Consider the following 18,668-nt stretch of genomic DNA (forward strand, 5'->3'; position numbering starts at 1 on the left):
AATCACCAAAACACTCAGTTTCTAGTTCAATTAGTTCATCATCCGATATAAGTTTAATCTTAATATCCATATTTGACGAATATTCTCGGATGAGACACTGAATTTCAACTTCATTTCCAGAAGATATAAACTGTGAATTTCTTATATTTGCTGATTCTAACTTTTTATTTTCAAATATGAAGGAAGGTACATTTTCAGTTAAGGTGATAGGTAATTGACTATATAACTTACCATTTTCATAGATATAAGGGAATTGCTTCCACATTTGGTTTAGATAATAGCCAAGCTCAAACTCCATCTTCTCTGAAATAAAGAAGCAAAGTAACTTTTCTCTAGGAGTCAGGCTATTCATGCTACTTAGATCAAACATTTGAAAAAACTTGCTCACCTCATTTAAATAAAATTCCCTAGTATTTCGATTTGACAGGTTACTATTTATATTAAATAGCAAGCGACTAATTGAATCTTGGGCAATGTTCAAACAAAATTCTTCATTGTTACTGAAAATAGTATTTTCATGCTCAAACGATTTCAAACGTTCTTTTAGGTTATTTAAGTCACCACTGCTCTGGATAATAGACTTGTTAGTGGTTGTTGCATCTCTTTTTCTCCAAAGATAAACAACCTGATTTGTAATTGCGATCTTTTTCGCATGAAGATATGCAGAATGAACCATAGTTCGATCTGCATATAAGAAACCATCAGGCATTCCTATTTGATATTTAGTAACAAAATCTCTCTTGAATATTTTGTTCCAATAATAGCCATCTGAAGTAATAGCCTCAAAGTCGACATATGAATTTATTACTCGCTCTTTTTGCCAAACGTGCTTTTCTCGGTCTAAAGCTATATCGACAACCTTTCCAGAAACAAGCCTCATGGGCTTGCCTATAGAGATATCTGCTTGATTTTTCTGAGCCTGCTCAAATAATAGTTGGTAGGCATTAGAAGGTACAATATCATCACTATCGATGATTGCAACATATTCGCCAGTAGCATGCTTAACACCATTATTACCGGCTACTGCTCCCCCTTGGTTACTCTGATGGATGACTTTGACATTATTATGGTTTTCTTCATACTCTCTACATATAAATAACGAATCGTCTGTACTATCATCATCAACTAAAATAATTTCTATATCATTTAAAGATTGAGACAATAATGAATCAATACACTCGTGTAAATATTCGGCTGTATTATAAACTAAAACGACAACGCTTAAATTATATTTCATTTAAAACCTCAAGTACCTTATCACAAACTAGGTTCGCGTCTTCTAAAGACAAGTCAGCGTAGAGCGGTAATGTTAAGATACTATTAGAAACCCTTTTCGCATTAATGTATTCATCGCAAGACTTTACAAAATCATAGTCAGTTGCTAACGGATAAAAATATTTCCTGACATTTACGCCGTAATCGTTTAATTTATTAAATACATAGTCTCTATCTATTTCTTGGGAAAGAACTATAGGGAAATATGCATAATTCTTTGTAAAGTTAACTTCAGAATCATGTTGAAAAGATAGTTTATTTTCAATTTGTAATCTATCTAAGTAAACTTGAGAAATGGATTTTCGTTTCTCAATTATGCTATCAATATAATTTAAATTAATCATCCCCATGGCAGCGCTGAACTCGTTCATCTTCAAGTTGCCCCCAGAAAGGACTACTGTATCACCTTGAATCCCAAAGTTTTTAAGCAATTTAAATTTTTCAAGATCACTCTCTTCTTTAAATGTAAGTAACCCCCCCTCAACAGAATGCATTACTTTTGTTGCATGTAAGCTAAACATTGAAGCATCACCCAATAAGGAAACATTTTCGTCGTCCTTATAACAACCGAAACAGTGTGCTGCATCATAAATTAACTTTAAACCATACTTATCAGCTATTTTACGAAGTGCATTATGATCCGATAGATTTCCAAAAACGTGAACTGCGAATATTGCTGTTGTTTTTGATGTAATCTTCTTTTCGATCTCTTTAGGGTCGATATTGAATGTTCTTACATCAATATCAGCAAATATAGGGGTTAAACCCTTTCGATGAATAGCAGTAATTGTTGATGCGAAAGTAAATGGTGTAGTGATTACTTCACCCGTCAAATCAAATACATCAATACACGCCTCTAATGCCATATGTCCATTAACTACAGTACTGACATTTTTAAATCCTAGACCTTCAAGCTTAGTTACGAACTCTTGTTCGATTGGGCCACTATTGGTTAGGTGCTTGGATTCCCAAATTCGTTTAATCAAATTACTATATTCTTCAAAAGGAGGAAGAAATGGTATATTTTGAGGGATCATATTAATACTTCCAATCTAACAAGAGTTCAATTGAGTCGACATCGAAAACAGGAATTTTTAATGTTCTTTTTACATCAAACCTTTCTCTAAATGAATCATCTATAAAAATACTACTTTCTGCTGATATGTGACTAGATTTCTTACTGCCATCTTTAATATGTATAATATCAGAGAATAGTCCTTTGGATATTTCAAGACTATTCAATGTTTTATAAATATCCTTATCATGCCTAGTAATTAAAAATAAGTTCACTCCCTTATTTCTACATTGATAAATAAATGACATTACAAGCGAATTAACTTTGTCAGCTCTGGTAATTGTGTCGTCAAAGTCGATGTAAACGTTATTGTATTCAAGGTTATTTGAATACCTTGATATAAGAGCTCTATCAACCGTTTGAGTAATATCATTAACACATGGCTTTACGTCTATTCCATCACGAATATAAAGACTGTTTAGGGCAAAATTCATACCTAGGTTTCTGTGCAACCCCATAGAGCCAGCAATTCGGCATGCTACTTCAAGTAAAATAAGTTTGCCTTGTGAGTTTCTCTTAACTTGGAAGAACCATGCGCCCTTCATATTCAGCCTTCTTGATATCTGGCTAGCAATACCAGCAAACTCTGACTTCAAATCTTGGACGTTAGTTGTTGATACACTGATTCCATTTCTAACCCTAGCTCTTACCCTTGGGCTCGAATAAAGTACCTTAGAGTCAGTACAACTCAAACAGTCAACAGTATACTCACTCCCTTCGAGGTACTCACATATAACGTATTCTTGGATATTCGCTATAGACTTTAACTCATCAGCATTTAATACTTTCTGAGCTCCATTAGAACCTTGGCCTCGATCGGGCTTTATGAATAGTGGAAAATCTGAACTTTTAAGATTTTCCAGGCTGTATGTTCTAGGTATAAAACCTTGGCCTGACAATGCAGAATATGTTTTTGATTTATATCTGCATATGTTAGCAACTTCCTCCCCTGAAGATACTACTTTGCAACCTAATCTTTCCTCATTTTCACTCAGGAAAACAACAGCATCATCATGTGCTGGGAATATGTAGTCAATTTTATTTATCGCCACATACTCTTTAATGAAGCCTAGCAATTGATCATCACCTAAATAAGGAGCATCGGATACTATATTTTCAAAAACAACGTTGCTATGGTCATGAGCGCTAGATATCCCAAATAATTCAATGTCTTTTGCAAACCTCAAACTATTATGTATCTCTAGACCTATTTCTGTTCCCGCAGGGAAAATAGCCACTCGTTTCATCTAAAAACTTCCTCTACTACTTGCTGTGCACAATTGCCGTTATCCAGATAGTTATATTTACGTGTAAAGTTTTCGTATCTTAACTTATACTCTTCACATATATCTTCGATATTTTCTATTGCGTCGATCAAATCTTCATGCTTATAAATGAGGGGACCTGGCATCTCTGTATCCATATCCACATAAAATCCACGCAGCTTCTCTTTATACTCTTTATAATCATACACATAGAAAAGTATTGGTTTTCTTGTCACTGCAAAGTCAAAGAAAACAGATGAATAGTCTGTAATTAGAATGTCAGATATTAACGCTAAGTCTTGTACGTCATCAAACTTTGACACATCATAAATAAAGTCTTTATATTCCTCTGAAACTAAAAGTTCGTTAACGAGATGGTGCCCTCTAATAAGAAATACAGTATCTTCCTTAAATTGACTTGCTAGCTCTTTAAAGTCTAAAGCTAGACCAAACTCATACTCCCATGCTCCTGTTGCTTGATCATCTCGCCAAGTAGGGGCGTATAAAACTACTTTTTTATTTTTAGGAAGGCCTATCTTGTCCCTTATCTCTTCTAGCTTAAGTTCATCGACCTTGTTTGATAATGGATCATTGTGAGGATAGCCAACCTCCAAAACTTTACCTTTATATTTAAACGCTCGTTTAAATATATCAGTTGAGTAACGGTTCTGACTTATCAGGTAATCCCAGTTTCTAGATTCAATAAAAAAGTTTTCTCTTGCTAAAACTTCGGGGCCCTCAACCTCTATATCAAAGCCTAAGCGCTTTAAAGGTGTGCCATGCCATGTCTGTAGATAAATGGTCTCTTTTCGCTTTGTATGAATCGGAAACACAATATTACCGACCCAATACTTTGCTCTTGCAAGGTAACGATAATACTCTTTGCTTCCACGCTTTACGCAGTCGTCAGCCCCCAAAATAGGCTCTTCTTTATTATAGCTCCAAACACATTTAAACTCGGGAAAGTTTTCTTTAATATATTCGTATATGTACTTAGGTTGACCCGAGTAGTTTTTACCGAAGAAGCTTTCAAACACAATTAGGTTTTCAATTATCGGATTATTTATCTCATTATAATAAACTGTCTTTCCTTCCGCGAAGCTGATAACTTCATCAATTCTCTTTGTATTTGCAACCCATAGAGATAGTGTTTTTGATCCCTCGGTCATATACATACAAACTTCCAAGCCATCCTCTACTTCATAAGAAATTTTTTCACGAACTTGGTAACGATCTTCATCATTTAGTATATCAGTAGATTTTTTTATTTTTAGAGGGATCTCTTGCCCATTAATTTTAGTATAGAAGTCCCAGCGAGAATCATTTTCAAAATGTTTTTCTAAAGAAAATGATATTACGCTTCCATTCTTTTTACATTCAACAATATCGCCACTATCACGGCGTTTAAGGTAAATATTTTCAACACCACTTAAGAAAAGATCAGGCCCTCTCAACTCAAATGTCTTTCCATCGATGATTTTAGTTTCCATTTCATCAAAAATTGCATTTTTGATTACCGACAAATTAAAAGAAAGGCCATCCCTCTTTGTTGCTATTGTTGTCGAGTTTCCTTTTAAACTTGATTGCTTAGAACATTTAATAAAAGGCGATATTAAAGGTAATGAAATACTTTTATTAAATATCGATACTATCACGTACAGTGAAAGATGCTGGTTTGTCGTAATGGTCGATAAATCGATATTATGATTTTTATTCCTACTAGTAAGATAGATGACATTAACACCATTAGTTAGAAAAAACTTTTTAACTAACGGAATCCTAGACGAGCACGTTATATTGGTTTTGTTTATTTTTGCTAAAAGAAAAAACCTACATATTCTTAGCAACACCAATTTTATTAAATTCATCAATAAAGTCCTTTGGCCAACTTGTTTAAATATTCGCCATATGAGTTTTTACTTAGTTCTTTAGCTCGGTTCTTAAGATGCTCCAAAGATATCCATCCTTGACGAAATGCGATCTCTTCTAAACATGCAATTTTATAACCCTGTCGATGCTCTATAGTTTGAACAAAGTTCGCCGCCTCAAGTAAGCTGTCATATGTACCTGTGTCTAACCAAGCATTACCTCTGCCTAGTAACTCCACATTTAATGCATCTCTTTTCAAGTACTCTTCGTTTATGCTGGTAATTTCCAGCTCTCCGCGCTCTGAAGGCTCGACGTTCTTCGCTATTTCTATAACTCGATTATCATAGAAATATAAACCAGTTACCGCAAAGTTTGATTTTGGTTTTGTAGGCTTTTCTTCAATAGATATAGCTTTTTGGCTGTGGTCAAACTCCACAACACCAAAACGTTCAGGGTCTGCAACTTGATATCCAAAAACGCTCGCGTTTCCTTTTTCCTCAGTTTCGTTTTTTGCTTTAATTAATTTCTCTGAGAAATGGCTTCCATAGAATATATTGTCACCTAAAACTAAACATACACTATCATCACCAATAAAGTCCTCTCCGATAATGAAGGCTTGCGCTAGACCATCCGGACTTGGTTGAACCTCATATTTAAGATTAACCCCAAAATCGGCTCCGTCACCTAATAAGCGCTGAAAACCAGCACTGTCTTCAGGTGTCGTGATTATCAGAATGTCCCTTATTCCAGCTAGCATTAAGGTCGATATAGGATAAAAAACCATTGGTTTATCATAAATTGGGAGCAGTTGTTTAGAAACACCACGGGTCATTGGGTAAAGACGGGTACCAGAACCGCCAGCTAATACAATACCTTTCATTATTTACCTCCTACCATAACACCTAGACGCTCACGCTGGTAACTGCCATCTTGTACATTTTGACACCATTTGGAATTATCGAGATACCATTGAACTGTCTTACGAAGACCTGTCTCGAAAGTCTCCTCAGGTGTCCAACCCAATTCACGTTTCATCTTAGATGAATCAATAGCATAGCGACGGTCATGACCAGGGCGGTCTTGAACATAGGTGATTTGCTCTGCGTATTTGGTCTCTTTAGGTACTAGCGTGTCAAGGATTTCACAAATCGTGTTCACAACTTCAATGTTTTTCTTTTCGTTATGGCCACCAATATTGTAAGTTTCACCTACTTTACCTTCGGTCACAACTTTGTAGAGCGCTCGTGCATGGTCTTCTACGAACAACCAGTCACGAATCTGGTCACCTTTACCGTAGATAGGAAGGTCTTTCCCTTCCAAAGCATTAAGAATAACCAGTGGGATCAGTTTTTCAGGAAAATGATAAGGGCCGTAGTTATTCGAGCAGTTGGTGACAATAGTTGGCAGACCATAGGTACGAAGCCACGCACGTACTAAATGGTCACTTGATGCTTTTGAAGCAGAGTAAGGGCTGGATGGTTCATAAGATGTCGCCTCCAAGAACATCGGGAGAGCTACCCCCTCAGGCACATCATCTGGATGAGGAAGGTCACCATAAACTTCGTCAGTAGATATATGATGGAAGCGAAACTCAGCTTTGGCTTGATCTTCAAGTTTATTCCAGTACTCACGTGTCGCTTCCAATAACGTATATGTTCCAACTACGTTCGTTTCAATAAATGCAGCAGGTCCAGTAATAGAACGGTCAACATGCGACTCAGCGGCTAAGTGCATTACTGCATCAGGTTTATGTTCTGCAAAAACGCGGTCAAGTTCTGAACGATTACAAATATCTACTTGTTCAAATACATAACGTTCATTTGAATCAACCTCGACAAGTGACTCTAAGTTCCCAGCATAAGTGAGCTTATCAACGTTTATAACGCAGTTCGATGTATTCCTGATAATATGGCGAACTACCGCAGAACCGATAAAACCAGCACCGCCAGTGACTAATATCTTCACAAAAACCCCTAACCTAACTCTTTTTGATTTATGGACTATGCACAGTGTAAACATCTTACCAAGCACGCTACCGCCCATTGGTAACAAAGCGAAAACCACACTACGCATTAAAAATTGAAAATGTAAATGGGTTCATTATCTATCTAACGGGGAATATAATCAAAAAAATCGTTAAACTTTACTTCTGATGCTGTTCAAAAATTCAGAACTCTATGTACACCAAACTCCAAACCTCGCTATACTCCTACCCTACAATTTTTCGCCCAATAACGAATAAGAGTTCAAGACATGCAAGAGTTAGTTCCATTTGTTCAAGAGAATATGATTTTAGCCATCGTATGGATCGGCTTGGTTGTTGCCATCATTGCGAACGTAATCAAAACATCAAATGCAGCGTACAAAGAGATCACTGCAGCACAAACTACACAGCTGATTAACCGTGAGAACGGCGTTGTGGTTGATATTCGTACTAAAGATGAGTTCAAAAAGGGCCATATTACTGACGCACTTCACATTTTGCCGTCAGACATCAAATCAAATAACTTAGGTAACCTTGAAAGCCGCAAAGCTGACCCAATCATCGTAGTATGCAAGACAGGTCAAACCGCTCAAGAAAGCGCTAACTTGTTAGTTAAAGCAGGCTTCGAAAACGTAAGCGTGCTGAAAAGCGGTCTAGTAGCTTGGAGCGAAGCTAACCTACCTTTAGTGAAAGGTAAAAAGTAAGCTGACCTAATCAACTAACTTTCGGGTTTTGTTCGACAGATATAAGAACAAAATCTAATTTAAATTTTTAAGGACAAGAAAATGGCTGAAGCAGCACAACAAGACGCACAACAGAACTTCGCAATCCAACGTATCTTCCTAAAAGACGTATCTTTCGAAGCGCCAAACTCTCCAGACATGTTTCAAAAAGAGTGGAATCCAGATGTAAAACTGGACCTAGACACTCAAAGCCGTGAACTTGGTCAAGGTGTTTACGAAGTAATCTTACGCCTAACGGTTACGGTGAAGAACGCAGACGACACTGCATTCCTTTGTGAAGTTCAGCAAGGTGGTATCTTCTCTGCAAGCGAAATGGAAGCGGGTCAACTAGCACATTGCCTAGGCGCATTCTGCCCGAACATCCTATTCCCATACGCTCGTGAAACAATCTCTAGCCTAGTGGTTAAAGGTACGTTCCCACAACTGAACCTAGCACCTGTAAACTTCGATGCTTTGTTTATGAACTACCTACAGAACCAAGCTCAACAAGCTGAAGGCGAGCAGGCTTAAGTCTCAAAGTAGAACTTAATCCTAACGTTTCAAACGCTAGTTAACTCTTAAATGCACATCGTAACTTCTGCGATGTGCATTTTTTCTTTACACTGTAATAAGATAGAAAGCCTTCTGATTGTTAGGAAGCTTTTCCAGAATTCTTCGATTTCCCTCATTATTTTTTAGGTGGAAGCATGACAGACACAACTCGCCCGACTAACACGGCAGACGCTTACGGTAAAGACAGCGCATACGGCAAAGAGATCTCCATGACAGTAATTGGCGCAGGTTCTTACGGAACCTCTTTAGCTATTTCCCTAGCGCGTAACGGTGCAAACGTTGTTCTTTGGGGACATGACCCTATCCACATGGCACGCCTCGAATCTGAACGAGCAAATAATGAGTTTCTTCCTAATATCGATTTTCCAGAAAGCCTGATCATCGAGTCAGACCTCGAGAAGGCTGTAACAGCCAGTCGTGACCTCCTAGTCGTTGTTCCTAGCCACGTGTTTGGTATCGTTTTAAATAGTTTAAAGCCTCATTTGTCAGCAAATTCTCGTATTTGCTGGGCTACAAAAGGGTTGGAACCAGAGACTGGCCGACTACTTAAAGATGTCGCACACGATGTGCTTGGTGACAATTACTCTCTAGCGGTTCTATCTGGCCCTACTTTCGCCAAAGAACTTGCGATGGGTATGCCGACCGCTATTTCAGTTGCGTCACCGGATGAGTGCTTCTTAGAAGAGCTGCAAGAAAAGATTCACTGTGGCAAGACATTCCGCGTATACGCAAACTCAGATTTCATTGGTATGCAGCTTGGTGGTGCGGTTAAAAACGTTATCGCGATTGGGGCTGGTATGTCAGATGGTATTGGCTTCGGTGCTAATGCACGTACAGCCTTAATTACCCGTGGTTTAGCAGAAATGAGCCGACTAGGTGCAGCTCTAGGTGCACAACCAGAGACATTTATGGGAATGGCGGGACTTGGCGACCTAGTACTGACATGTACCGACAACCAATCGCGTAACCGTCGCTTCGGTTTAGCATTAGGCTCAGGTAAAGACGTTGACACCGCACAAGAAGAAATTGGCCAAGTGGTCGAAGGTTATCGCAACACCAAAGAAGTTTGGTTACTATCAGAACGTATGGGCGTCGAGATGCCAATTGTTGAACAAATTTATCAAGTGTTGTATCAAGGAAAAGACGCACACTTAGCTGCGCAAGATCTGCTTGCTAGAGATAAGAAGTCAGAAAGATAATTTGAGCAGATGCGGGATGCGAGTAATCGAGATGCGAAGAGAATAAAAGCAGATACGAGATTCTGTTCTCATAGCTCTTCGAAACTCTCATCTCGTCACTCGCATCAGCCCCTTAAAAATGGATGGAAAAATGAAACACTGTGAACAACAAAAAGTTTGGCAATGCATTGTAAAAGAAGCTCGACAGCAGTCTGAGCAAGAACCTATGCTTGCGAGTTTTTACCATGCCACGATTATCAACCATGAAAGCCTGGGGGCTGCACTCAGTTACATTCTTGCTAACAAGTTAAAGACTGCTTCGATGCCAGCAATGGCAGTACGTGAAGTTGTTGAACAAGCCTTTGAAGAAGATGACTCAATCATTGATGCGGCCGCTTGTGATATCTGCGCGACAGTTACTCGAGACCCGGCTGTAGAAATGTACTCTATGCCATTGCTCTACCTTAAAGGCTATCACGCCCTACAAGGTTATCGCGTGGCTAACTGGTTATGGAAGCAAGGGCGTATTGCACTGGCCACTTACCTGCAAAACCAAATTTCAGTCGCATGCCAAGTGGATATCCACCCTGCAGCACGTATCGGCAAAGCTATCATGCTCGACCACGCAACTGGTATTGTTATCGGTGAAACGGCGGTAGTCGAAAACGACGTATCCATCCTTCAAGATGTTACTCTCGGCGGTACCGGTAAAGAAGGCGGTGACCGTCACCCTAAAATCCGTGAAGGCGTGATGATTGGTGCTGGTGCGAAAATACTCGGCAATATTGAAGTAGGTGAAGGCGCTAAGATTGGTTCTTGTTCTGTGGTACTACAAGCTGTACCACCACATACTACGGTCGCAGGTGTTCCCGCTAAGATTGTTGGTAAGCCAAAGACAGATAAACCTTCTCTAGATATGGACCAGGGGTTCAATGGTCGCTCACAAAGCTTTATCCATGGTGATGGAATTTAAGAGCAGATTCGGGATGCGAGTAACCGAGATGCGAAAAGATTTAAAAGCAGCTGTTGATAATGAATAAGAGCAAAATGACGATAATGATGAAACACATTCGAGCTATCAGCCGAACTCTTCTTATATCAGCCAGCCTCAGTGCTGCGCTTTTATCAATATCGTCATTTGCCGCATCTCAAGGTGAATTAAAAGGTGTGTCTAGCGAGATCTCTCGCCAGCAAAAAGCCCTCTCTTCACAGCAAAAGAAACTCGATAGCTTACAGGCAAGCCTAAAGAAACAAGAGCTATCTATAGCTGCGCTCGAAAAAGCTATCCAAGACAGTAAAAGGCAGCTTAATACGGCGAATGCAAATATTGCTAGCTTAGATACTAAGATCAAAGCACTTACCGCTCAGAAAAAAGTGCATACCGATAAGTTGGAACAACTGCTCCAAACTTACTACATGACAAGTCGTGCTAAAGCCTCATCCCACATTCTCAACACGGGTGTCGAAGAAGATCGCATAAGCCATTACTATCAACATCTTGCTAAAGCCCGTTCTGCAACAATCAAAACAATTGAACAAACACAACTCGAGTTAGAAGAAAGCCATAAGCAGCGCCAACTTGAACAAGAGCAAATTGCAACTCTATTAAAACAACAGACAACAAAGCGCGATAAATTAGCCCAGACTCAAACGCAGCGTAAGAAAACCGTTGGCAGTATAAAGAAAAACATCTCAGGTGATAAAAATTACTTAGCCGAGCTACAGCGTAATGAGACTCGCCTCAAAGCGGAGATCGCCAAAGCAGAGAAAGCAGCTCGAGAAAGACGTAACGCGGTGCCTATGGATGGCTTAGCAAAACGTAAAGGAAAACTACCTTGGCCAATCAAAGGAAAAGTTCTGCATAACTACGGTTCACGCCAAACCGGACAAGTTAATTGGAAAGGGATAGTAATCAATGCCAAATATGGTCAGCAGGTTAAATCTGTTTACTCAGGCACCGTTGTTTTTGCCGAGTATCTGCGTGGTTATGGCTTAGTAGTCCTTCTTGATCACGGCAAAGGTGACATGACGCTTTATGGCTTCAACCAAGCACTACTCAAGAAGGAAGGCGATAAGGTTAAAGCCGGTGAAGCGATTGCCCTTGCTGGTGATACTGGTGGTCAAACCCGCCCATCACTGTACTTTGAAATTCGCAGAAACAGCCAAGCTCAAAACCCAAAGCGTTGGTTGGTTAGGTAAAAGCAGATACGGGATTCGAGTAACCGAGATACGAAGAGCTTAAGAGCAGGCGCGGGACTCGAGTAATAGAGGTACGAAAAGCTTAAGAGCAGACGTAAGGTCCGAGTCGCCAATATACTCAGCTTTTCGTTTGCTCGAATCTCGTTACCCGTATCTTCTATTTAGAATTCAACGCCCTTACGCCATCTTCCAACAATGTCAGCTGTTCAAAACCTTGTACGGTCGCAATTGGTTTAACGGTCGCGATCATCTGTAGCATACCTTGATGAACAACTTGCTCAGTTATTTGCGCTTTTGGAGACATTGCAGATTGATAAGCCAACCAGCCCGATGCGATCAAGTGAAGGGAAATCACCATCGACTTCATCTCTGAATCTGTCGCTTTCAGCAAATTCAAGTCAACGAAAGCCCTCATAATATCGACAAGGTTAGTTTGCAATCTCTCTTGAACAGCCATGTAATCGAGGTGAAGTTGCTCGTCACGAGACAAAATTTCAGGAAGGTTTGCGTAGAAGAATCGGTACTTCCACATCAGAGTAAATATAGAATCTAAATAGTGTTTTAATAGCGTCAGGCTCTCTTTCTGACCTTGGATGGGAGTAAACCTTTCAAGCAATTCAGTAGAGTAGAGGGTAAAGATATCACGGACAATCTCTTGCTTGTTACGAAAGTGGTAGTATAGGTTACCAGGGCTGATCTCGATGTGGTCAGCAATATGATTAGTCGTAATACTACGCTCACCATGCTCGTTAAAAAGCTCTAAAGCAGCGTAAACAATCTTGTCACGTGTTTTCATTATTTATTAGTATCCCTATCCGTTTAGTGCTTCAGTATATCGCCACTAAACAGATAGATCGAGCTGTTAACATCTGGTCTAATTAGCACGAGCTAAAATAGAACCAAATCAATCACTACCAAACAGATCTCGAGTGTAAACCTTGTCTGCCACGTCTGCGATCTCTTCAACCATTCGATTTGAAACAATCACATCGGATACCGCTTTGAACTCAGCAAGATCAGAATAGACTTTCGAGTTGAAAAAGTGCTCTTCTTTCAATACCGGCTCAAACACAACAACTTCGATACCTTTAGCTTTCAAGCGCTTCATGATCCCTTGAATTGAAGAAGCACGGAAGTTATCCGAACCTGCCTTCATGATCAAACGATAAATGCCGACCACTTTAGGAGAACGCTTTATGATTGAATCCGCAATAAAATCTTTGCGGGTACGGTTAGCGTCAACAATAGCACCGACAATATTATTTGGTACATCTTGGTAGTTGGCTAATAGCTGTTTGGTATCTTTCGGTAGACAATAGCCACCATAACCAAACGAAGGATTATTGTAGTGATTGCCAATTCGAGGATCTAAGCCCACACCCTCAATGATCTGGCGAGAATCCAAGCCATGTGCTTCCGCATAAGAGTCAAGTTCATTGAAATATGCAACACGCATTGCTAAATACGTATTAGAGAAAAGTTTTACAGCTTCCGCTTCGGTCGAGTTAGTAAACAAAACATCAATGTTCTCTTTCTCCGCACCTTCAACAAGAAGATCGGCAAACACTTTAGCTCGTTCAGAGCACTCACCAACAATAATTCGAGAAGGGTTCAAATTATCATGCAACGCTTTACCTTCTCGCAAGAATTCAGGGGAGAACATGATATTTTCGGAGTTCAGTTCTTGTTTGATGCGTTCGGTGTAGCCAACAGGTACCGTTGATTTGATGACCATTACAGCTTTAGGATTTACTGCCATCACATCTTTGATAACAGACTCAACGGAGCTAGTGTCAAAGTAGTTGTTTTTAGGATCATAATCGGTAGGCGTTGCAATGATGACAAACTCAGCACCTTCATACACTGATTTATCGGTCGTTGCCCTGAAGTTCAGTATTTTATTTGCCAGAAAGTGTTCTATTTCAACATCAACAATAGGTGATTGCTTATTATTAAGCATTTTCACTTTTTTCTCGATGATATCCACCGCGATCACTTCATGATGCTGTGCTAGCAACATCGCATTTGAGAGACCAACGTACCCTGTACCTGCTATTACAATTTTCATAACAATACCTATATTTTTGAGCAATTAACTCAACAAAACTTATAACTTAGCTTGCCGTATCATACTCCGGTTGGGGAATTATTCCACTAGCCCGCCTTATCCATTCCTTGCTATACTCGTGATAGTTTTGTATTCAAAAGAGTTAGAGAATTATGATTATCGTAACCGGTGGTGCTGGCATGATTGGCAGCAATATTGTTAAGGCGCTTAACGAAGCGGGCCACAACGATATTCTAGTCGTCGACAACTTAAAAGACGGTAAGAAGTTCAAAAACCTAGTAGACTTAGACATCACAGATTATATGGATCGTGATGACTTTCTAACTCAAGTAATGGCTGGCGATGACTTCGGTCATATTGAAGCGATTTTCCACGAGGGTGCATGCTCTGCGACCACTGAGTGGGATGGCAAGTACATGATGCTTAACAACTATGAGTACTCAAAAGAACTGCTTCATTACTGTGTTGAACGTGAAATTCCATTCCTATATGCCTCTTCCGCTGCGACATATGGTGAAACTGACACTTTCATTGAAGAGCGCGAATACGAAGGTGCATTGAATGTCTACGGCTATTCAAAACAGCAGTTCGATAACTACGTTCGTCGCCTAACGGCTGATGCAGCAGCGCACAACGAAACACTTTCGCAAATCGTTGGCTTCAGATACTTCAATGTTTATGGTCCGCGAGAACAACACAAAGGCAGCATGGCATCCGTTGCCTTCCACCTGAACAATCAAATGAACGCCGGTGAAAATCCAAAACTGTTTGCAGGCAGCGAAACCTTCAAGCGCGATTTTGTTTATGTTGGTGATGTAGCGGCAGTAAACCTCTGGTTCTTAGAAAGTGGCGTTTCTGGTATTTTTAATCTAGGTACTGGCAATGCAGAGTCCTTTGATGAAGTCGCAAAAGCGGTGATTAAACACCACGGTAAAGGAGAAATTGAAACCATCCCATTCCCAGAGCACCTCAAAGGCGCTTATCAAGAGTTTACGCAAGCCGACTTAACTAAGCTACGTAATACAGGCTGCGATATTGAATTTAAGTCTGTCGCCGATGGCGTTGCGGAATACATGAAGCTTATTAACGTATGATAAGTTATCAAAAATTTTAGTTAGTGGCGGGCTCTATTGTCAGAGCCATCATTATTAAAATATGATCTCTCCCTGAGTTGTAAGCTCATAGCTTGCTCCCTTAATAAAAATGTAGTGTATTGATGACCACACAACGTAATGACTTTGACCCAAAAGCATACAATCCTGAGTTTGAATGGGGCTTTCTAGCACCTAAATACTGGGGTACCTGGGTCGCCGTGCTGCTGTCTTCGTTAGTTAGTTTTTTGCCTAATAGTATTCGTTTAGCTATTGCGAAATTTATGGCTAAACAAGCTGTGAAGGTCAAGAATAAAGCCAACCGTCGCGCTCGTGTAAACCTTGAGATGTGTTTTCCTGAGAAATCAATCGAAGAGCGTGAAGCACTTCTTTACCAGTCATACGTTACATCCATCTCATTTTTGATGGGCTTTGCATCCCTGACACTCAAAAGCAAAGATTGGTTAGAGAATAACACCTCGATTAACGGCCTGAGCAACCTAACCGATATTACGGATAGTGACGAGAATGTTATCTTGTTAGTACCACACACATGGGCGATCGATATCCCAGCAGTATTACTCGCGTCACGTAATCTCCCGGTATCTGCAATGGCTAAAGCCCAGAAAAACAAGCTCAGTGACTGGCTGATGCATCGACAGCGCGTACAATACGGCGGTCGAGTTTATGACCGTAGTGGTGGTATAAAACCTTTCATAAAGTCCGTAAGAGATGGTTACCTAGGTTATTACCTTCCGGATGAAGATCTTGGCCGTGAGCACAGTGTCTTCGTGGATTTCTTTGCTACTCAAAAAGCAACTATTTCTGGCCTTGGTCGATTATCTAAGCTGAGTAAAGCTAAGATTGTCCCACTATTCGCTCAATACGATAGCAACACTGGTCAATATACTCTGGACTTCTACCCCGCTTTGCCATTTCCAACAGGAAGCGAAGAAGAGGATGCGCGTATGATGAACCAGTGCATTGAAGCTTACGTAGGTAATAATCCAGAGCAATACATGTGGATATTACGTTTGTTGAAAACTCGCCCTGACACTAATCATAATCCATATGCAGTATAAACTCGAACGTGCTTTATTAATGAAAAATAGTATTACTAGTAGTTTAATATTACTCCCTTATTTCTACCTATTTATCTTTATCGCCATCTTACCTGGCGGTGAAAAGAATATGGTCGTTGGGGCCCTTATTTCTATCTTTGCAAGTTTAGCTGTTATATCAAAACAAAACATAAAGCAGAACTTATCTAATTATACATTTTGGATCGTTCTGTTATTTACCACTTTCATATCTCTAAAATATCTATTGCAAAGCGCAAGCCCAAGTATGCTTCGAGCTACATTATCGGTATCACTACTTATGCTTGTATTCCCTTTAAGACTAATCAATCAACGGTCTTTAATGTGGATGTCATTTGTTGGTTCGATTGCCCTTACAGCTTTTATAAGCTATCACCTGCTGTACTTAGGTACACGCCGAGGAGATCTTCTTCTCAATGCAATCCCATATTCCACTCTCTGTGGAACTATAGCTGTCCTTGCTCTCTATCAATTTATAGAGACAAAGAAATTACTACCTATCGCGACCACACTGCTGTCAGTTAGTAGTATCTTAATATCGGAAACCAGAGGGGTTTGGTTGGCTCTGTTATGCGCATTCTCGATTTTGCTCTTTACTTACCTCAGAACCCAAAAAAAGCGTTGGAAAATTTTAGGAGCAATGCTCACCATCTTCTTTACTATCTCTTTTGTATTCAAAGACCAACTAACAGAAAGGTACGAGAAAACTGAAAGAGAATACGCTGCGATTCAAAGTGGTGACTATGGCACATCTATCGGTCTAAGATTTCAGATGTGGCAAGCAGCAACAGAGATTGGTAAACGCAATTTTTGGATAGGTGCAGGGTCAGAGCATAAAGAGGTATTCTTAAATTTAGTTGATGAGGGGTTAATCGAGCGGAGTCTGGCTAAATTCCACCCGGATCAGTATCATAACCAGTTTTTTGAAAATTTCGCAAAAATGGGAATTATTGGATTAATTTTTACATTGATGTTGTTTTTCGTGCCGCTATATTATGCAGCAACCAAAAGAAATGAAAAAAGCAGCTTAATATTTTCTTTAGTCGCTTTCTATTTTATAGCTTGCTTAACTGATTCACCACTTTGGTATGCAGAGACGACTCTAATGTATCTAATGCTGATAATTCCGTTATGTAATGATCAACTCTCTTTCAAACAAAAAATAAAGACGAACTAGTATGAATATTTTGATTTTTAGCTCCTATAAAGATGCATGGAATAGCGTTAGACCCGAAGCAGAAATGTTCATTGAAATGTCTCGTCTTGGGCATAATATTACGATTGTAACTCAAGGTGATGCTGACTATGTTAGCCGGTTCATAGATTGTGGTATAAAAATCATCGACTGCTATCCAAAGAAAAAAATTTGTTTATCAGCAATAAAAGTGCTTCGCACAGAGTTAAAAAGTAAAACATATGACATCGTCTATGCGATGAACTCTAAGACTATACCAAATGCGGCGTTCGCTTGTATCGGGTTCAAAAAGACTCGATTAGTGACATACCGAGGGACTGTTGGTGGTCTCTACCGCCATGATCCATCAGCTTACCTAACTCACCTACACCCACGAGTTAATGGTATTAGTTGTGTAGCCCAAGCTGTAGCTGATGACGTAAAGAAACGAGTTTGGAAAATTAAAGAAAATGTCAAAGCCATTTATAAAGGTCATGACATGAGCTGGTACCAAGCTCAGCCTGCAGACCTTACTCAATTAGGTATTCCCAAAGATTCAATTATTGTAATTTGTATCGCTAACGCACGACCGAGTAAAGGTGTACACATACTTCTAGACAGTATGCGCCAGCTCGTTGATATCCCTAATCTACATCTTGCTCTCGTTGGGAGAGATATGGATACACCCGAGAATCTATTGCTGTCGGAAAAAAGTGGCATGGCAAAACGTATTCACTTTTTAGGTTATCGAAAGGATGTTCCTGAACTGCTAGCAGCAAGCGACATCCAAATCCAGCCATCGATCAGCGGGGAGGGGCTACCCAAAACTATCATTGAAGCAATGGCAATGGGCGTACCATCAATAGTAACAACGACTGGTGGTGGTAAAGAACTCCTTTTAGATGGCGAATCAGGATTTGTTGTACCAGTTAAAGACAGCACTGCGATAGCCGAAAAAATTCGATTTCTAAGCCAAAACAAAACCAAGCGAATTGAGATGGGAGAAAAAGCTAAGGGAAGAATTCGTGACGAATTCTCCACTCAGGCAACAGCAGAGCAACACATTAGTTTTTTCAAGTCACTATTTTAAGCCTC

17 protein-coding genes are annotated in these 18,668 nt (G+C 39.8%); 9 read left to right on the plus strand and 8 right to left on the minus strand.

Features of this window, described 5'->3' with window-relative positions; genetic code table 11:
* The 6 genes from OH460_RS16355 to rfbB all read right to left on the minus strand — a co-directional run.
* Nucleotides 1-1,237 (minus strand): glycosyltransferase family 2 protein (locus OH460_RS16355; RefSeq protein ID WP_269998680.1); only part of this gene is annotated, 1,237 nt, incomplete at its 3' end.
* Complete coding sequence (locus OH460_RS16360; RefSeq protein WP_269998682.1) at nucleotides 1,227-2,312, minus strand: DegT/DnrJ/EryC1/StrS family aminotransferase; 1,086 nt, start codon at nucleotides 2,310-2,312, stop codon at nucleotides 1,227-1,229. The genes OH460_RS16355 and OH460_RS16360, both read right to left, overlap by 11 nt.
* A gap of 1 nt (nucleotide 2,313) precedes the next feature.
* Nucleotides 2,314-3,597: an ATP-grasp domain-containing protein gene (locus tag OH460_RS16365; protein WP_269998684.1), complete on the minus strand. Its 1,284-nt coding sequence runs from the start codon at nucleotides 3,595-3,597 to the stop codon at nucleotides 2,314-2,316.
* Nucleotides 3,594-5,483, minus strand: coding sequence for a CDP-glycerol glycerophosphotransferase family protein (locus OH460_RS16370; RefSeq protein WP_269998686.1), 1,890 nt, complete (start codon nucleotides 5,481-5,483; stop codon nucleotides 3,594-3,596). Before OH460_RS16370 ends, OH460_RS16365 begins: the two co-directional genes overlap by 4 nt.
* Entirely contained in the window at nucleotides 5,483-6,364 is an 882-nt protein-coding gene (rfbA, locus tag OH460_RS16375) for a glucose-1-phosphate thymidylyltransferase RfbA (RefSeq protein WP_269998689.1), read from the minus strand. Before rfbA ends, OH460_RS16370 begins: the two co-directional genes overlap by 1 nt.
* Nucleotides 6,364-7,449, minus strand: a complete 1,086-nt coding sequence (gene rfbB / locus OH460_RS16380; RefSeq protein ID WP_269998690.1) for a dTDP-glucose 4,6-dehydratase — start codon at nucleotides 7,447-7,449, stop codon at nucleotides 6,364-6,366. The genes rfbA and rfbB overlap by 1 nt, the downstream gene beginning before the upstream one ends.
* Nucleotides 7,450-7,737: 288 nt before the next feature.
* On the opposite strand from rfbB, the gene OH460_RS16385 reads away from it, so the two are divergent.
* The 5 genes from OH460_RS16385 to OH460_RS16405 all read left to right on the plus strand — a co-directional run bounded on the left by OH460_RS16385 (nucleotide 7,738) and on the right by OH460_RS16405 (nucleotide 12,140).
* A complete protein-coding gene (locus OH460_RS16385; RefSeq protein ID WP_269998692.1) occupies nucleotides 7,738-8,172 on the plus strand; it encodes a rhodanese-like domain-containing protein in 435 nt (144 codons plus the stop codon).
* 81 nt (nucleotides 8,173-8,253) lie between these two features.
* Nucleotides 8,254-8,721, plus strand: coding sequence for a protein-export chaperone SecB (gene secB / locus OH460_RS16390; protein WP_004741403.1), 468 nt, complete (start codon nucleotides 8,254-8,256; stop codon nucleotides 8,719-8,721).
* A 176-nt stretch (nucleotides 8,722-8,897) separates the two neighbouring features.
* Complete coding sequence (gene gpsA, locus OH460_RS16395) at nucleotides 8,898-9,962, plus strand: NAD(P)H-dependent glycerol-3-phosphate dehydrogenase (RefSeq protein ID WP_116869805.1); 1,065 nt, start codon at nucleotides 8,898-8,900, stop codon at nucleotides 9,960-9,962.
* A gap of 130 nt (nucleotides 9,963-10,092) precedes the next feature.
* Nucleotides 10,093-10,914: a serine O-acetyltransferase gene (gene cysE, locus OH460_RS16400; RefSeq protein WP_102424919.1), complete on the plus strand. Its 822-nt coding sequence runs from the start codon at nucleotides 10,093-10,095 to the stop codon at nucleotides 10,912-10,914.
* Between the two features lie 74 nt (nucleotides 10,915-10,988).
* Entirely contained in the window at nucleotides 10,989-12,140 is a 1,152-nt protein-coding gene (locus tag OH460_RS16405) for a murein hydrolase activator EnvC family protein (protein ID WP_269998915.1), read from the plus strand.
* A gap of 157 nt (nucleotides 12,141-12,297) precedes the next feature.
* Here the strand turns inward: OH460_RS16405 and OH460_RS16410 are convergent, their stop codons facing one another.
* Entirely contained in the window at nucleotides 12,298-12,936 is a 639-nt protein-coding gene (locus OH460_RS16410; RefSeq protein ID WP_269998703.1) for a TetR/AcrR family transcriptional regulator, read from the minus strand.
* A 108-nt stretch (nucleotides 12,937-13,044) separates the two neighbouring features.
* Nucleotides 13,045-14,208 (minus strand): nucleotide sugar dehydrogenase, encoded by a 1,164-nt coding sequence (locus OH460_RS16415; protein WP_269998705.1) that lies wholly within the window; start codon nucleotides 14,206-14,208, stop codon nucleotides 13,045-13,047.
* Between the two features lie 152 nt (nucleotides 14,209-14,360).
* Between OH460_RS16415 and rfaD the strand changes: the two genes are divergently transcribed.
* The 4 genes from rfaD to OH460_RS16435 all read left to right on the plus strand — a co-directional run bounded on the left by rfaD (nucleotide 14,361) and on the right by OH460_RS16435 (nucleotide 18,663).
* Nucleotides 14,361-15,302 (plus strand): ADP-glyceromanno-heptose 6-epimerase, encoded by a 942-nt coding sequence (rfaD, locus tag OH460_RS16420; protein ID WP_171367953.1) that lies wholly within the window; start codon nucleotides 14,361-14,363, stop codon nucleotides 15,300-15,302.
* A 122-nt stretch (nucleotides 15,303-15,424) separates the two neighbouring features.
* On the plus strand, nucleotides 15,425-16,381 hold the full coding sequence (lpxM, locus tag OH460_RS16425; RefSeq protein ID WP_269998709.1) for a lauroyl-Kdo(2)-lipid IV(A) myristoyltransferase: 957 nt from the start codon (nucleotides 15,425-15,427) through the stop codon (nucleotides 16,379-16,381).
* 19 nt (nucleotides 16,382-16,400) lie between these two features.
* Nucleotides 16,401-17,576, plus strand: a complete 1,176-nt coding sequence (locus OH460_RS16430; RefSeq protein ID WP_171367955.1) for an O-antigen ligase family protein — start codon at nucleotides 16,401-16,403, stop codon at nucleotides 17,574-17,576.
* 1 nt (nucleotide 17,577) lies between these two features.
* A complete protein-coding gene (locus OH460_RS16435; RefSeq protein ID WP_269998712.1) occupies nucleotides 17,578-18,663 on the plus strand; it encodes a glycosyltransferase family 4 protein in 1,086 nt (361 codons plus the stop codon).
* Nucleotides 18,664-18,668: the final 5 nt, after the last annotated feature.

The sequence above is a fragment of the Vibrio sp. Makdt genome (assembly GCF_027587015.1).
Taxonomy (GTDB): domain Bacteria; phylum Pseudomonadota; class Gammaproteobacteria; order Enterobacterales; family Vibrionaceae; genus Vibrio; species Vibrio chagasii_B.

Excerpts from the sequence above, each read along its gene's own strand:
- OH460_RS16360 (WP_269998682.1), bottom strand. The coding sequence starts at position 2,312 with ATGATCCCTCAAAATATACCATTTCTTCCTCCTTTTGAAGAATATAGT.
- OH460_RS16365 (WP_269998684.1), bottom strand. The coding sequence starts at position 3,597 with ATGAAACGAGTGGCTATTTTCCCTGCGGGAACAGAAATAGGTCTAGAG.
- OH460_RS16370 (WP_269998686.1), bottom strand. The coding sequence starts at position 5,483 with ATGAATTTAATAAAATTGGTGTTGCTAAGAATATGTAGGTTTTTTCTT.
- rfbA (WP_269998689.1), bottom strand. The coding sequence starts at position 6,364 with ATGAAAGGTATTGTATTAGCTGGCGGTTCTGGTACCCGTCTTTACCCA.
- OH460_RS16385 (WP_269998692.1), top strand. The coding sequence starts at position 7,738 with ATGCAAGAGTTAGTTCCATTTGTTCAAGAGAATATGATTTTAGCCATC.
- secB (WP_004741403.1), top strand. The coding sequence starts at position 8,254 with ATGGCTGAAGCAGCACAACAAGACGCACAACAGAACTTCGCAATCCAA.
- gpsA (WP_116869805.1), top strand. The coding sequence starts at position 8,898 with ATGACAGACACAACTCGCCCGACTAACACGGCAGACGCTTACGGTAAA.
- cysE (WP_102424919.1), top strand. The coding sequence starts at position 10,093 with ATGAAACACTGTGAACAACAAAAAGTTTGGCAATGCATTGTAAAAGAA.
- OH460_RS16405 (WP_269998915.1), top strand. The coding sequence starts at position 10,989 with ATGACGATAATGATGAAACACATTCGAGCTATCAGCCGAACTCTTCTT.
- OH460_RS16410 (WP_269998703.1), bottom strand. The coding sequence starts at position 12,936 with ATGAAAACACGTGACAAGATTGTTTACGCTGCTTTAGAGCTTTTTAAC.
- OH460_RS16415 (WP_269998705.1), bottom strand. The coding sequence starts at position 14,208 with ATGAAAATTGTAATAGCAGGTACAGGGTACGTTGGTCTCTCAAATGCG.
- rfaD (WP_171367953.1), top strand. The coding sequence starts at position 14,361 with ATGATTATCGTAACCGGTGGTGCTGGCATGATTGGCAGCAATATTGTT.
- lpxM (WP_269998709.1), top strand. The coding sequence starts at position 15,425 with ATGACCACACAACGTAATGACTTTGACCCAAAAGCATACAATCCTGAG.
- OH460_RS16430 (WP_171367955.1), top strand. The coding sequence starts at position 16,401 with ATGAAAAATAGTATTACTAGTAGTTTAATATTACTCCCTTATTTCTAC.
- OH460_RS16435 (WP_269998712.1), top strand. The coding sequence starts at position 17,578 with ATGAATATTTTGATTTTTAGCTCCTATAAAGATGCATGGAATAGCGTT.